Genomic DNA, 13,808 nt, shown 5'->3' on the forward strand with positions numbered 1-13,808 from the left:
TACCGGAGGAACCGGACGTATCAGGATCTGTCCGAAGCCGTTCGCCGCTCTGTTCTTCCCAGTATGGTGGTCCCGCAGAACGCCGTACCCGACCGCCGCCCGCCCCCGTCAAGGCCCGGCGACCACGAACCGCGGTCGCGCCGCACGGCCCGCCCGCGAACCCGGAGCAGAGCAGCATTGAGCAGCCGCGAATCTGACAACGCCCACCCGACGCCCCGGCGCACGGGTCCGGACGCCTACCCGTCGGGCACCCCGCCCTACGGCACACCGGGGCTCCCCGGCGGCGACCGGGCGGACGCCGGACCGGGCGCCGCGTCGGGCGGCGAGGACGACGGTCCGAAGACCGAGACCACCCTGACCACCCGGGTCCGGATCAACATCCCCGGCTCGCGTCCGATCCCGCCGGTCGTCGTCCGCAGCGCCGTCAAGAACGAGGACGGCCCCGGCGATGACGCCCCGGCGGCGGCCGCCGCCGAACCGGGCGGCCCGCGGCACCGGTCCGCGCCGACCTCGCCCGTCCTCGGTGTGATGGAGGACGGCGGCCGCCAGGCCGCCCCGCCGAACCTGCCGCCGGAGTGGCAGATCCCGCCGATCCCGCCGGCCACCTCCGAGTCGGAGTCCACCGGCGCCTGGTTCCGGCCGCGTCAGAAGAAGGCCCCGGTCGCTGAGCCCGCCCCGGCCGCCGTGCCCGCGGCCGTGCCGGCCGGTGCCGGCGGAGCGGCGGAGGCCCTGGCCGTGCCGGGCGCCGTCGCCGAGCCGCGCCCGCAGGGTGCCCACCCGGCCGCGGGCCAGGCCGCCCGCGCCAACGGCGCCCCGAACGGCCGCCCGGTGCCCGCCCAGGGCAAGCAGCCGCGCCCGGCCGCGCCCGCCGCGCCGTTCCAGGCCGAGGCCCCGGTGGAGGAGCCCGGCGTGTACGAGGCCGCCGCCCCCTTCACGCCGGTCGCCGATCCCTTCGCCCCGGTCGCCGACCCGTTCGTCGCACCGGTCGCCGACCCGTTCGGCACCTCCGTCCCCGACGCCGGCCAGCAGGGCGGCCTCCCCCGGCGGGGCGGCGGCCAGCGGAACCGTCAGCAGCCGGGCGGGCAGCAGCTCGACGACCGGGCGGGCGGCCCGCGCCAGTCCGGTCCGCGCAACGACTTCCAGGCGAACGGCCACCCGGCCCCCGCACCGCACCCGCAGGCCGGACCGGCCGGCGAGCCGGGCCCGGAGGACACCTCGGTCGACGGCTTCGCGCCGATCCGCGACACCACCCCGCCGCCCGCCGCGATACCCGGCCTGCCCCGGAACGGCGCCCCGCACGGCGCCGACGGCCGTCCGCAGCCGGGCCTGTTCGCCTCGGCCCCGACCGGCACCGACCCGTTCGCCGCCCAGCGCCCGACCGCTCCCGGCCAGGACGCCCCCGCCACCCCGGCGGGCCCCGGCGCCCTCTTCCCGGGCGCTCCCGGCGGCGCCCCGCAGCCCGGCGGCCCGGAGGCCACCGCGGTCACCCCGCTGCCGGCCCCGGCCCCCGGCCCCCGGCCCGAGGCCGCCACGGACACCAAGGGCGGCAAGGGCAAGGGCGGCAAGGGTGGAAAGGGCACCAAGGACGCCAAGGGCGACAAGGCCGCCCCCGCGCCGGCCCCCGCCAAGGCGAAGGCCGAGCCCGCCGCCCCCGCCAAGGCCAAGCGCGGCGGAGCCGGCAAGAAGCTGGTCAAGCTGGGCGTCTACGGCGGCGTCGCGGTGCTGTTCCTCGGCGCGGCCGCGTACGGCACCGGCCTGATGCTCAACCAGTCCGACGTCCCCAAGGGCACCGTGGTGCTCGGCGCCGAGATCGGCGGCAGCAGCCGCGACCAGGCGATCCACCAGCTGGACGAGTCGGTCGGCAAGGCCGGCCAGCAGCCGCTCAAGCTGAAGATCGGCGACCAGGCCGTGGACCTCGACCCGGCGGTCGCCGGGCTGAGCTTCGACACCACCGCCACCGTGGACGGCCTGGCCCAGCACAGCTACAACCCGGTCGACGTCATCAAGTCGCTCCAGGGCGGCACCAAGGCCGTCGCCCCGGAGGTCAAGGTCGACAAGGCCAAGCTCCGGGCCGCCCTGGACACCCTCGCGGCCGGCTCCGGCCAGGGCCTCCAGGAGGGCTACATCAAGTTCGGCGACGTCAACGGCGAGCCGATCGTCGTGCCCGGCCGGGCCGGGCAGGCGGTGGAGTCGGCGAGCGCCCTGGAGGCGATCGAGCAGGCCTACCGTGACCGCGCCGACGGCAAGCCCGACCAGCCGATCGCCCTCGCCGTCACGGCCGCCCAGCCGAAGATCTCCACCCAGGCCCTCCAGGCCGCCGCCGACAGCCTCGGCAAGCAGATCGCCGCGGGCAAGGTGCACGTCGTGGCCGGCGCGAAGACCTGGGACTTCGGCCCCAAGACCGCGGCCAAGGCGCTCACGCTCGTCCCGGACGCCTCCGGCAAGATCGTGCCCAAGTGGGACCTCGACGCGCTCGCCGCCCAGCTGGGCACCGCGTTCGACAAGGTGAAGGTCAAGAAGAACGGCCAGGTCGCCGCGATCACCCCGCAGGACGTCGCGGACGGCATCACCTCGGTGTTCGACAAGACCGGCGACAAGGACCGCACCTTCAAGTTCGTGGTCTGACCCGTCCGCGGTCGGACACCCGCACGGTCGGGCGCGTCCGCTCCCGACGAACCCGCGCCCACGGGGGGCGGGCCCGCATCCGGGCCCGCCCCTCGACAACGCCCCCTCCCGGTCAGCAAGATGTGACGCCACACCATCCGCCACATCCACCCCGGGAGCACGCCGATGCACCGCCGCCTCCAGCGCCACGGGACGGCCCTGCTCGCCGGTCTCACCGCCCTCACGCTCTCGCTGGCGCTCTGCTCCTGCACCGCCGGCCAGGGCGGCGGCGACGCGCTGCCCTCCGGCACCACAGCGCCCAAGCTGACCGCGATCGACATCAACCCGCACGACCGGGCCCGACTGCGCCAGGGCGGCACCCTGAACCTGGCGATCGCCCAGTTCTCCCGCCAGTGGTCGCCGATCCACGCCGACGGCAGCGAGTCCTCGACCGTCATGGTCAGCAAGCCGCTGCTGCCGACCTTCTTCCGCTCGGACGCCGCCGGCACCCAGACGCCCAACCCCGCCTACCTGCAGGAGGCGCACGCGGAGCTCAGGGACGGCCGGCAGGTGGTCACCTGGACGCTCAACCCGAAGGCCCACTGGTCCGACGGCACCCCGATCACCTGGCGCGACATCGAGGCCAACTGGCGTGCCCTGAACGGGAAGGACCCGGCCTACAAGGCCTCCAGCAGCACCGGCTTCGAGCTGGTCTCGGCGGTCGAGCGCGGCAAGGACGACTACCAGGCCGTGATGACCTTCGACCGCCCGTTCTCCGAGTGGCAGTCGATGTTCAACAGCGCCGGCAACGCCCCGCTGCTGCCGGCCAGTAGGGTCTCCACCCCGGAGCTGTTCAACAGCTCCTACCTGGACGGGTTCCCGGTCAGCGCCGGCCCGTTCAAGGTCGAGCAGCTGGACCGCGCCACCCAGACCGTCACGCTGGTCGCCGACCCCTCCTGGTGGGGCGACAAGCCCGTGCTGGACCGGATCGTCTTCCACGCGATGCTGCCCGACGCGATGCCCGCCGCCTTCGCCCAGGGCCGGATCGACCTCGTCAACAACGGCCCGGACGTGGCCGGTTACCAGGTCATCAGGAACACCAAGGGCGCCGTGGTGCGCCGGGCCGGCGGCCCGGACTTCCGCCAGCTCACCCTGAACGCCCGCACCCCGGCGCTCAGCGACGCGACCGTGCGCCAGGCCGTCTTCCAGGCGATCAACCGGGACGTGGTGATCCGCGCCGACCTCAACGGCCTGGACTGGCCCGCCGTCCCGCTCAACAACCACCTGCTGGTCACCAACCAGAACGGCTACCGCGACAACTCCCTGGGCCTGGCCCGCTACGACCCCGCCGAGGCCGCCCGCAAGCTGGACGCGGCCGGCTGGAAGCTGGACGGCGACGTACGGAAGAAGGACGGCCGCGAGCTGAACCTGCGGATGGTCGTCCCGGCCGGCGTCACCCCGGCCCAGAGCGAGGCCGCCAACGCCACCGCCATGCTCAAGGACGTCGGCATCAAGGTGACCACGGTGACCGCCCCCGCCAACGAGTTCTTCGACCGGTACGTCAACCGCGACGACTTCGACATCGCCGCCTACTCGCTGATCGGCACCCCCTTCCCGGCCAGCGGCAACCGCGCCAACTTCGTCCAGAGCGGCGGCACCAACCACGTCGGCGCGGGCAGCCCGGCGGTGGACGCCGCGCTCGACCGGGCCGCCGCCGCGGCCGACGCGGGCACCGCCTCCGAGGCGATCAACCAGGCCGACGGCGAGCTCTGGAAGGTGGCCGGCGTCCTGCCGCTCTACCAGCGCCCACAGCTGTACGGGGCCCGCGCCGACCTCGCCAACATCGGCGCGCAGGGCCTGTCCGACATCGTCTGGGAGAACGTCGGCTTCGTGAAGTAGCGGGTGGACGGGCTCAGCCGTGCAGCGTCTCGCGCCAGTAGTGGCAGGCGCTGCGGCGGCCCGCCAGCTCCGTCCCGTACTCGCTGGCGACCGGTGTCAGCGCCGGGAGTTCGGTGCGGCAGCGGTCCTGCGCCCGGTCGCAGCGCGGGTTGAACGCGCAGCCCTCCGGCAGGCTCAGCAGGCTCGGCGGCAGGCCCTTGATGGCGTGCAGGTTCTGGCCCTTCTGGTCGAGCCGGGGGATCGAGTCCAGCAGGCCCCGGGTGTACGGGTGCGCGGGCCGGGCGTACAACTCCCTTACGGGGGCGGTCTCCACGATCCGGCCCGCGTACATCACGGCGATCTTGTCCGCGACGTCGGCGACCACACCGAGGTCGTGGGTGATCAGGATCAGCCCCATGTTGTACTCGGCCTGCAGCTCGGCGAGCAGGTCCATCACCTGCGCCTGCACCGTCACGTCCAGCGCCGTGGTCGGCTCGTCCGCGATGATCAGGTCCGGCTCCAGCGCCAGCGCCATCGCGATCATGATCCGCTGCCGCATCCCGCCGGAGAACTGGTGCGGGAAGTCCCCGACGCGCTGCCTGGCGGCCGGGATGCGCACCCGGTCCATCAGCTCGACGGCCTTCTCCTTCGCCTCCTTGCGGGACACCCCCCGGTGCGCCCGGAACATCTCGCCGAGCTGGTAGCCCACGCTGAGCACCGGGTTCAGCGCCGACAGCGCGTCCTGGAAGATCATCGCGATGTGCCCGCCCCGGATGGACCGCCGGGCGGCCGTGCCCATGGTCAGCAGGTCCTCGCCGCGGAACAGGATCCGCCCCGCGGTGATCCGCCCCGGCGGCATGTCCAGGATGCCCATGACCGCCTGCGCCGTCACCGACTTGCCCGAGCCGGACTCCCCCAGCACCGCCAGTGTCTCCCCCGCCGCGACGGAGTAGCTCACCCCGTTCACCGCCCGGGCGACCCCGTCCCGGGTGTGGAACTCCACGTGCAGGTCGTCGACCTCCAGCAGCGGCGTTCCGGGCTCCACGCTCCCCCGGCCACCGCCGATCACCTCCACCGCGTCCATCAGAGCCGCCCTCCTCAGCACCGCGGCACCCACCGCTGGGCGCAGAGCAACTATCAGGGAAGGGAGGGTACTTGGCGAGCCCGCGGCAGATCTCTTTTCCGTCACGGGAAAGGGCGCGCCCCCACCTGCGAGGACGCGCCCTGGTAGGGGGCCGGTGTCAGCCGGTCTCCCGCTCGGCACCCCGCTCCGCGGCGAAGTGGCACGCCGAGTCGTGCCGCGCCGCGTCGCCCAGCCAGGACGGCGCGACCAGCAGCGGCTCCTCGACCTCGCACCGCTGCTGCGCCTTCCAGCAGCGGGTGCGGAAGCGGCAGCCGGACGGCGGGTTGGCCGGCGAGGGCACGTCGCCGGTGAGCACGATCCGGTCCCGCGTCTCGCGCGCCGTCGGGTCCGGCACCGGCACCGCCGAGAGCAGCGCCTGGGTGTACGGGTGGGTGGCGTGGTCGTAGATCTCCGCGTCGCTGCCGATCTCGACCATCTTCCCCAGGTACATCACCCCGACCCGGTCGGAGATGTGCCGGACGATGGAGAGGTCGTGCGCGATGAACATGTACGACAGGTTGAAGTCGCCCTGCAGCTGCTCCAGCAGGTTGATCACCTGCGCCTGCACCGAGACGTCCAGCGCGGACACTGGCTCGTCGCAGATGATGACCTCCGGCTTGAGCGCCAACCCCCGGGCGATGCCGATGCGTTGACGCTGCCCGCCGGAGAACTGGTGCGGGTAGCGGTTGATGTACTCGGGGTTGAGCCCGACCACGTCCAGCAGGTCCTGGACGGCCTTGCGGCGGTCCCCCTTGGGCGCCACCTCGGGGTGGATCTCGAACGGTTCGCCGATGATGTCGCCGACCGTCATGCGCGGGTTGAGCGAGGTGTACGGGTCCTGGAACACCATCTGGATGTTCCGCCGGACGGCCTTCAGCCCCGCCCCGGAGAGCCGGGAGATCTCCTCCCCCTTGTAGCGGACCGATCCCGAGGTGGCCGGCTCCAGGTTCATCAGCACCTTGGCCAGCGTGGACTTCCCGCAGCCGGACTCGCCGACGATGCCGAGCGTCTCACCGTGCATCAGGTCGAAGGTGACCCCGTCGACCGCCTTCACCGCCCCGACCTGCCGCCGGAGGATGATGCCCTTGGTGAGCGGGAAGTGCTTGACCAGGTCCCGGACTTCGAGGATCGGCTCGCCGCGCGGCACCTCCCGCGCGAGGGCGACCTCCTCCGGCACCACCGCGCCCAGTGCGCTGGACCCGTTAACGGTCATGGAGGGTCTCCTTCCAGAAGAAGCAGGCGCTGCCGCGCCCCTCCAACGGCGTCCCGTCCTCCTCGGCGACCGGGAACAGCTCCGGCACCTCGGCCCGGCAGACGTCCTGGGCGCGCGGGCAGCGCGGGTTGAAGGCGCAGCCCGGGGGGATGCGCAGCAGGTTGGGCGGCAGGCCCTTGATCGCGTAGAGCTCCTGGCCCTTCTGGTCGAGCCGGGGGATCGAGTCCAGCAGGCCCCGGGTGTACGGGTGCGCGGGCCGGGCGTACAGCTCGTGCACCGGGGCGGTCTCCACGATCCGGCCCGCGTACATCACCGCGATCTTGTCCGCGACGTCGGCGACCACACCGAGGTCGTGGGTGATCAGGATCAGGCCCATGTTGTACTCGGCCTGCAGCTCGGCGAGCAGGTCCATCACCTGCGCCTGTACCGTCACGTCCAGTGCCGTGGTCGGCTCGTCCGCGATGATCAGGTCCGGCTCCAGCGCCAGCGCCATCGCGATCATGATCCGCTGCCGCATGCCCCCGGAGAACTGGTGCGGATAGTCGTTCACCCGCTCCTTGGCGGCCGGGATGCGCACCCGGTCCATCAGCTCGACGGCCTTGTCCCGCGCCTCCTTGCGGGACACCCCCCGGTGCGCCCGGAACATCTCGCCGAGCTGGTAGCCCACGCTGAGCACCGGGTTCAGCGCCGACAGCGCGTCCTGGAAGATCATCGCGATCTTCTGGCCGCGGATCCGCCGCCGCTCCTCCTTGCCCATCCTGAGCATGTCCTGGCCCCGGTAGAGGATCTCGCCGCGCGGGATCCGGGCCGGCGGCATGTCCAGGATGCCCATGACCGCCTGCGCCGTCACCGACTTGCCCGAGCCGGACTCCCCCAGCACCGCCAGCGTCTCCCCCGCCGCGACGGAGTAGCTCACCCCGTTCACCGCCTTGGCGACCCCGTCCCGGGTGTGGAACTCCACGTGCAGGTCCCGGACGTCGAGCAGCGGCCCCTGGTACGGCGCCTTCCGCTCGTGCCCGGCGGTGTCCACCGCTGTACTCACGATGCGCTCCCCTCGCTCAGCGAAGCTTCGGATCGAGGGCGTCGCGCACCGCGTCGCCCAGCATGATGAAGGCCAGCACGGTGATCGAGAGCGCCGCGGCCGGGAAGAACAGCACGTACGGCGCCGTCCGGATCACCTTCTGGGCGGAGGAGATGTCGATGCCCCAGGAGATGGTCGGGTCCTGCAGACCGATGCCGAGGAAGCTCAGCGTCGCCTCGGTGGCGATGTAACCGCCGAGCGCGATCGTCGCCACCACGATCACCGGGGCGATCGCGTTCGGCAGGATGTGCCGGAACATCAGCCGGCCCGTCCCGGCGCCGAGCGCCCGGCCGGCCACCACGTAGTCGGCCTGCTTGACGGTCAGCACCGCCCCGCGCATCACGCGGGCGATCTGGGTCCAGCCGAGCACGCCCAGCGCGATGACCACGCTCCACACCGTGCGGGTGGCGAAGGCGTTCAGCAGCACCAGCGCGCCGAGCAGCAGCGGGATGCCGAAGAAGATGTCGGTGATCCGGGAGAGCAGCGCGTCGACCCAGCCGCCGAAGAAGCCGGCCACCATCCCGGTCAGCCCGCCGAGCAGGGTGACGGCGGCGGTCACGAAGATGCCGACGGTGATCGAGGCGCGGGCGCCGTACACCACCCGGGCGTAGATGGACCGGCCCTGGGCGTCGTACCCGAACCAGCCGGCCCCGAAGACGTCGCCCCAGTTCGGCCGCCTGAGGTAGTCGTTCACCAGGTCGGCCTTGCGCGGGTCCGCGGAGGTGAACGCCCAGGGGAAGACCGCCATCACCACCAGCAGCACGATCAGCACCGCCGAGATCAGGAAGATCGGCCGCCGGCGCAGGTCCCGCCAGGCGTCGGCCCACAGGCTGCGGGCCTCCTCCCGCTTCACCACGTCCGGTTCGACTAACGTCTCCTGCTCGACCGCCATGCCCTGCTCGCCGGCGTAGTCGAGGCGCGAGACCCCGGGCTTGGGGTGCGGCTCGTACGAGTCCTCGTCGTGGATGTCAGGCATAGCGGATCCTCGGGTCCAGGACCGCGTAGAGCAGGTCGACGAGCAGGCTGGCGACCAGGTAGATGATCACCAGGACGGTCACGATGCCGACCACGGTGGGGCCCTCCTTCTGGTTGACCGCCCGGTACAGGACGTTGCCGATGCCCTGCACGTTGAAGACGCCTTCGGTGACGATCGCCCCGCCCATCAGCGCGCCGAGGTCGGTGCCGAGGAAGGTGATCACCGGGATCAGCGAGTTGCGCAGCAGGTGGCGGGAGATGATGGTGCGCCGGGGCAGGCCCTTGGCGACCGCGGTGCGCATGTAGTCGGCCCGCAGGTTCTCGCCGATCGACGTCCGGGTGAGCCGGGCCACGTACGCGAGCGAGAGCGAACCCAGGACGACGGCCGGCAGCACCAGTTGGGTCAGGTCGTAGCTGTCCTGCACCGTCGGGGTGACCCAGCCCAGGTTGGTGGCGAACACCGTCTGGGCGATGTAGGCCAGCACGAAGACCGGGATCGAGATCACCACCAGGGTGAAGACCAGCACCAGGGTGTCCGCGACGCTGCCGCGCCGCAGGCCGGAGACCAGGCCGAGGGCCAGGCCCGCGATCATCTCGAAGACGAAGGCCATCAGGGCGAGCCGGATGGTGACCGGGAAGGCGTCCGCCATGATGTCGGTGACCGGACGGCCGGTGAAGCTGGTGCCGAAGTCCCCCTGGAAGAGGTTCCCCATGTAGTGCAGGTACTGCTTCCAGAGCGGCTGGTCCAGGTAGTACGTGTGCTTGATGCTGGCGACCACGGCCGGGTCGGCGGCCTTCTCCCCGAACAGCGCCGCCACCGGGTCGCCGGGCAGCGTGTAGACCATCAGGAAGATCAGCAGCGTGGTGCCGAAGAACACCGGGATCATCTGCAGCACCCGACGCAGCACGTAACTGCCCATCCGAGCCTCCTTCCTAGGTGTCCGACTGGGTGCCCGGCCGACCGGACCGGTCGGCCGAGAGACCGCGCCCCGCCCTCCGTGCGGGGAGGGCGGGGCCGGCGCGAGGGCTCGGGGCTCAGCCCTTGACCTCGACCTGGGTCCAGGCCGGGTTGCCGAAGGAGTCGAACTTCACGTTCTGCACCTTGGTCGAGTAGCCCGAGTTGGTGCGGTAGTACCAGAGCGGGATGGCGGGCATCCCGCTCGGCAGCACCGCCTCGGCCTGCTGGTAGCCGGTCACCGTGTCGGCGACGCTGGCGGCCTCGTCGGCCCTGGTGGCCGCGTCGTCGAACTGCGGGTTGCTGTAGCCGAAGTCGTTGGACGCGGCACCGGTGCGGTAGACGTCGGCCAGGAAGTTGGCGTTCAGCGGGTAGTCCTGCACCCAGCCGGTGCGGAAGGCGCCGTTGAGGGTGTGCCCGGTGATCGCGGCCCGCGCGGTCTTGAAGTCGGGCTTCGGGTCGCCCAGGCAGTCGACGCCGGTGTTCTGCCGGATCGAGTTGCAGACCGCGTCGACCCACTCCTTGTGGCCGCCGTCCGCGTTGTAGGTGATCAGCAGCTTGTTGCCGGGGACGCCGCCGCCCTCCTGGATCAGCTGCTTGGCCTTGGCCGCGTCGAACGTGCAGAACTCGCCGCAGGCGCCGTCCTTGTAGCCCTCGACGCCCTCGGCCACCCAGGCGGTGGCGGGCTTGCGGGAGCCCTGGAGCACCGTCTTGGTGATGGTGGCGCGGTCGATCGCCATCGACAGGCCCTGGCGCACCTTCGCCTTGTCCGGCGACGCCCAGTCGGCCTGGTAGAGCGTGAAGCCGATGTTCTGGATGGCGCCCTGCGGAGCGTCCACCGCCCGGTCCCCGAGGTCGCTCTTGTAGGTGGCCAGCGCGGACGGCGGCACCTGGTCCATCACGTCCAGGTTGTTGGACTGGAGGTCCGCGTAGGCGGCCTCGGACGTGGTGTACATCTTGAAGACGATGCCGCCGTTCTTCGGCTTGTCCACGCCCTGGTAGTCCGGGAAGGACTTGGTCACCACGTTGTTGTTGTGCGACCAGCTGACGAACTGGTACGGGCCGTTGCCCACCGGCTTCTGCCCGTACCCGGCCGGGTCCTTGAAGAAGCCCTCGGGCAGCGGGGAGAAGGCGATGTAGCCGAGCTTGTACTCGAAGTACGAGACCTTGTGGCTCAGCTTGACGGTGAAGTGCAGCTCGTCGGTGACGGTCAGCCCGGACATCTTGTCCGCGGTGGGCTGGCCGGAGGTCGGGTGGACGTCCTGGTAGCCCTCGATGTCGGAGAACCAGGAGCTGTTGATCTGGTTGTTGGCCGGGCTGGCGCCCCAGTTCCAGGCGTCGACGAAGTTCTGGGCGTGCACCGGGGTGCCGTCGTGGAACTTCCAGCCGTCCTTCAGCGTGATGTCGAAGGTCTGCGAGTCACTGGTGTCGATCTTGTCGGCGACCTGCATCCGGATCTTGGCGTTGCTCGGGTCGTAGTCGACCAGCCCCTTGAAGAGGTTCTGGATGATGCGACCGCCGCCGACCTCGTTCGCGTTGGCCGGCTGCAACGGGTTCTGCGGCTCGTTGCTCTGGTAGCTGAAGGACTTGCCGGCGTCCGACGAACCGCTGCCCCCTCCGCCGCTACTGCTGCTGCAGCCGGTGGCCACCAGGGCCACGGAGGTCGCAACGGCGAGGACCCAACGAGCACGGGCGGCTACGGGCATGGAGGTCCCTCCTCAGGGTGTGTTTCGCATCACACCCCATGAGAAGCGCGCCCCGGCGACGGCGCGCGTCAGGTGCACCCGGACGGGTGCGGTGACCCCCTGCCGAGTTGACGCGGCGCCGGACGACGCGGCGTGGGACCGGCGGAACGCGGGAAGGGCCCGCGGCGCGAACGCCACGGGCCCTTCCTGCGACTACCGGGGGATCAGGCCGCGGCCTGCTCCCGGACCTCGGGGAAGTGGCAGGCCGACTCGTGGGCGGCCGCGCCCTCCAGCAGCGAGGGGACCGCGAGCAGCGGGACCTCCTCGGAGCACCGCTCCTCCGCCTTCCAGCAGCGGGTGCGGAAGCGGCAGCCGGACGGCGGGTTGGCCGGCGAGGGGATGTCCCCGGTGAGGATGATCCGCTCGCGGGACTCGCGCGCCGTCGGGTCCGGCACCGGCACCGCGGAGAGCAGCGCCTGGGTGTACGGGTGGGTGGCGTTCTCGTAGATCTCCTCGTCCGAGCCGATCTCGACCATCTTGCCCAGGTACATCACGCCGACGCGGTCGGAGATGTGCCGGACGATGGAGAGGTCGTGCGCGATGAACATGTAGGAGAGGCCGAACTCGCCCTGCAGCTGCTCCAGCAGGTTGATCACCTGCGCCTGGACGGACACGTCCAGCGCGGAGACCGGCTCGTCGCAGATGATGATCTCGGGCTTGAGCGCGAGGCCGCGGGCGATGCCGATGCGCTGGCGCTGGCCGCCGGAGAACTGGTGCGGGTACCGGTTGATGTACTCCGGGTTCAGACCCACGACGTCCAGCAGGTCCTGGACGGCCTTGCGGCGGTCGCCCTTGGGCGCCACCTCGGGGTGGATCTCGAACGGCTCGCCGATGATGTCGCCGACCGTCATGCGCGGGTTGAGCGAGGTGTAGGGGTCCTGGAACACCATCTGGATGTTCCGGCGGACGGCCTTCAGGGCGGCGCCCTGCAGGGTGGAGATGTCCTCGCCCTTGAACAGCACCTGGCCGGAGGTGGCCCGCTCCAGGTTCATCAGCACCTTGGCCAGCGTGGACTTGCCACAGCCGGACTCGCCGACGATCCCGAGCGTCTCGCCCTTCTTCAGCTCGAAGGAGATGCCGTCGACCGCCTTGACCGCGCCGACCTGCTTCTTGAAGAGGATGCCCTGGCTCAGCGGGTAGTGCTTGACCAGGTCCTTGACCTCCAGGATGTTCTCAGCCATGGAGGGTCTCCTTCCAGAGGTGGCACGCGCTGCGGCGGCCGGTGAGCTCCTTGCCGTCCTTGTCCGTGACGTGGTGCAGCGCCGGGATCTCGGTGCGGCACAGGTCGGTGGCGACGTCGCAGCGGGGGTTGAACGCGCAGCCGGTCGGAACCTTCAGCAGGTTCGGGGGCAGGCCCTTGATCGCGTACAGCTCCTGGCCCTTCTGGTCCAGGCGCGGGATGGAGCGGAGCAGGCCCTTGGTGTACGGGTGCGCGGGGTTCGCGTACAGCTCGTGCACCGGGGCGGTCTCCACGATCCGGCCCGCGTACATCACGGCGATCTTGTCCGCGACGTCGGCGACCACGCCGAGGTCGTGGGTGATCAGGATCAGGCCCATGTTGTACTCGGCCTGCAGCTCGGCCAGCAGGTCCATCACCTGGGCCTGGACGGTCACGTCCAGGGCGGTGGTGGGCTCGTCCGCGATGATCAGGTCGGGCTGGAGCGACAGCGCCATCGCGATCATGATGCGCTGGCGCATACCGCCGGAGAACTGGTGCGGGTAGTCGTTCACCCGCTGCCGGGCGGCGGGGATGCGCACCCGGTCCATCAGCTCGATGGCCTTCTCCTTCGCCTCCTTGCGGGAGGCGCCCTGGTGCACGCGGAACATCTCGCCGAGCTGGTAGCCGACGGAGAGCACCGGGTTCAGCGCGGACAGCGCGTCCTGGAAGATCATCGCGATCTTCTGGCCGCGGATCCGCCGCCGCTCCTCGTTGCTCATCGTGAGCATGTCCTGGCCGCGGTACAGGATCTCGCCCTGGGTCACCTTGCCCGGGGGCATGTCCAGGATGCCCATGATGGTCTGCGCCGTCACGGACTTGCCGGAGCCGGACTCGCCGAGCACGGCGAGCGTCTCGCCGGCCGCGACGGAGTAGTTGACGCCGTTCACGGCCTTGGCGACACCGTCCCGGGTGTGGAACTCCACGTGGAGGTCCTTCACCTCGAGGAGAGGAGTGCCAACTTCGAGACGGTCGTTCTTCTGGTCGTTCTCGATCACGGTGGTCATCGGGGTCGTCA

At 71.3% G+C, this 13,808-nt stretch carries 10 protein-coding genes; 2 read left to right on the forward strand and 8 right to left on the reverse strand.

Annotated features, from left to right (window positions below; genetic code table 11):
- The first annotated feature begins 177 nt into the window (after nucleotides 1–177).
- Both ACWDD9_RS19290 and ACWDD9_RS19295 read left to right on the forward strand, forming a co-directional pair.
- Nucleotides 178–2,625, forward strand: coding sequence for a peptidoglycan binding domain-containing protein (locus ACWDD9_RS19290; RefSeq protein WP_449812133.1), 2,448 nt, complete (start codon nucleotides 178–180; stop codon nucleotides 2,623–2,625).
- A 165-nt stretch (nucleotides 2,626–2,790) separates the two neighbouring features.
- Nucleotides 2,791–4,503 carry an ABC transporter family substrate-binding protein gene (locus tag ACWDD9_RS19295; RefSeq protein WP_117489416.1) on the forward strand — a complete coding sequence of 571 codons (1,713 nt, stop codon included), beginning with the start codon at nucleotides 2,791–2,793 and terminating at the stop codon, nucleotides 4,501–4,503.
- 13 nt (nucleotides 4,504–4,516) lie between these two features.
- Here ACWDD9_RS19295 and ACWDD9_RS19300 read toward each other — a convergent pair whose 3' ends face one another.
- From ACWDD9_RS19300 to ACWDD9_RS19335, 8 genes are all read right to left on the reverse strand, one after another.
- Nucleotides 4,517–5,566: an ABC transporter ATP-binding protein gene (locus tag ACWDD9_RS19300; RefSeq protein WP_449812134.1), complete on the reverse strand. Its 1,050-nt coding sequence runs from the start codon at nucleotides 5,564–5,566 to the stop codon at nucleotides 4,517–4,519.
- Nucleotides 5,567–5,723: 157 nt separating this feature from the next.
- The gene (locus ACWDD9_RS19305; protein WP_387968442.1) at nucleotides 5,724–6,818 is read right to left on the reverse strand and encodes an ABC transporter ATP-binding protein; all 1,095 of its coding nucleotides are present in this window, start codon (nucleotides 6,816–6,818) and stop codon (nucleotides 5,724–5,726) included.
- Nucleotides 6,808–7,860 carry an ABC transporter ATP-binding protein gene (locus ACWDD9_RS19310; protein WP_449812135.1) on the reverse strand — a complete coding sequence of 351 codons (1,053 nt, stop codon included), beginning with the start codon at nucleotides 7,858–7,860 and terminating at the stop codon, nucleotides 6,808–6,810. The genes ACWDD9_RS19305 and ACWDD9_RS19310 overlap by 11 nt, the downstream gene beginning before the upstream one ends.
- Before the next feature lie 16 nt (nucleotides 7,861–7,876).
- On the reverse strand, nucleotides 7,877–8,791 hold the full coding sequence (locus ACWDD9_RS19315; protein WP_074001556.1) for an ABC transporter permease: 915 nt from the start codon (nucleotides 8,789–8,791) through the stop codon (nucleotides 7,877–7,879).
- 76 nt (nucleotides 8,792–8,867) lie between these two features.
- Entirely contained in the window at nucleotides 8,868–9,794 is a 927-nt protein-coding gene (locus ACWDD9_RS19320; RefSeq protein WP_049654864.1) for an ABC transporter permease, read from the reverse strand.
- Nucleotides 9,795–9,909: 115 nt separating this feature from the next.
- Entirely contained in the window at nucleotides 9,910–11,535 is a 1,626-nt protein-coding gene (locus ACWDD9_RS19325; RefSeq protein ID WP_049654867.1) for a peptide ABC transporter substrate-binding protein, read from the reverse strand.
- 203 nt (nucleotides 11,536–11,738) lie between these two features.
- Nucleotides 11,739–12,755, reverse strand: a complete 1,017-nt coding sequence (locus ACWDD9_RS19330; protein ID WP_049654872.1) for an ABC transporter ATP-binding protein — start codon at nucleotides 12,753–12,755, stop codon at nucleotides 11,739–11,741.
- Entirely contained in the window at nucleotides 12,748–13,797 is a 1,050-nt protein-coding gene (locus ACWDD9_RS19335; RefSeq protein WP_049654875.1) for an ABC transporter ATP-binding protein, read from the reverse strand. The genes ACWDD9_RS19330 and ACWDD9_RS19335 overlap by 8 nt, the downstream gene beginning before the upstream one ends.
- Nucleotides 13,798–13,808 lie beyond the last annotated feature (11 nt).

The organism is Kitasatospora sp. NPDC001119, assembly GCF_053598475.1.

Bases quoted from the DNA above. Each gene is read 5' to 3' on its own strand.
- ACWDD9_RS19315 (WP_074001556.1), bottom strand. From the start codon at position 8,791: ATGGCGGTCGAGCAGGAGACGTTAGTCGAACCGGACGTGGTGAAGCGG.
- ACWDD9_RS19295 (WP_117489416.1), top strand. From the start codon at position 2,791: ATGCACCGCCGCCTCCAGCGCCACGGGACGGCCCTGCTCGCCGGTCTC.
- ACWDD9_RS19330 (WP_049654872.1), bottom strand. From the start codon at position 12,755: ATGGCTGAGAACATCCTGGAGGTCAAGGACCTGGTCAAGCACTACCCG.
- ACWDD9_RS19300 (WP_449812134.1), bottom strand. From the start codon at position 5,566: ATGGACGCGGTGGAGGTGATCGGCGGTGGCCGGGGGAGCGTGGAGCCC.
- ACWDD9_RS19320 (WP_049654864.1), bottom strand. From the start codon at position 9,794: ATGGGCAGTTACGTGCTGCGTCGGGTGCTGCAGATGATCCCGGTGTTC.
- ACWDD9_RS19335 (WP_049654875.1), bottom strand. From the start codon at position 13,797: ATGACCACCGTGATCGAGAACGACCAGAAGAACGACCGTCTCGAAGTT.
- ACWDD9_RS19305 (WP_387968442.1), bottom strand. From the start codon at position 6,818: ATGACCGTTAACGGGTCCAGCGCACTGGGCGCGGTGGTGCCGGAGGAG.
- ACWDD9_RS19325 (WP_049654867.1), bottom strand. From the start codon at position 11,535: ATGCCCGTAGCCGCCCGTGCTCGTTGGGTCCTCGCCGTTGCGACCTCC.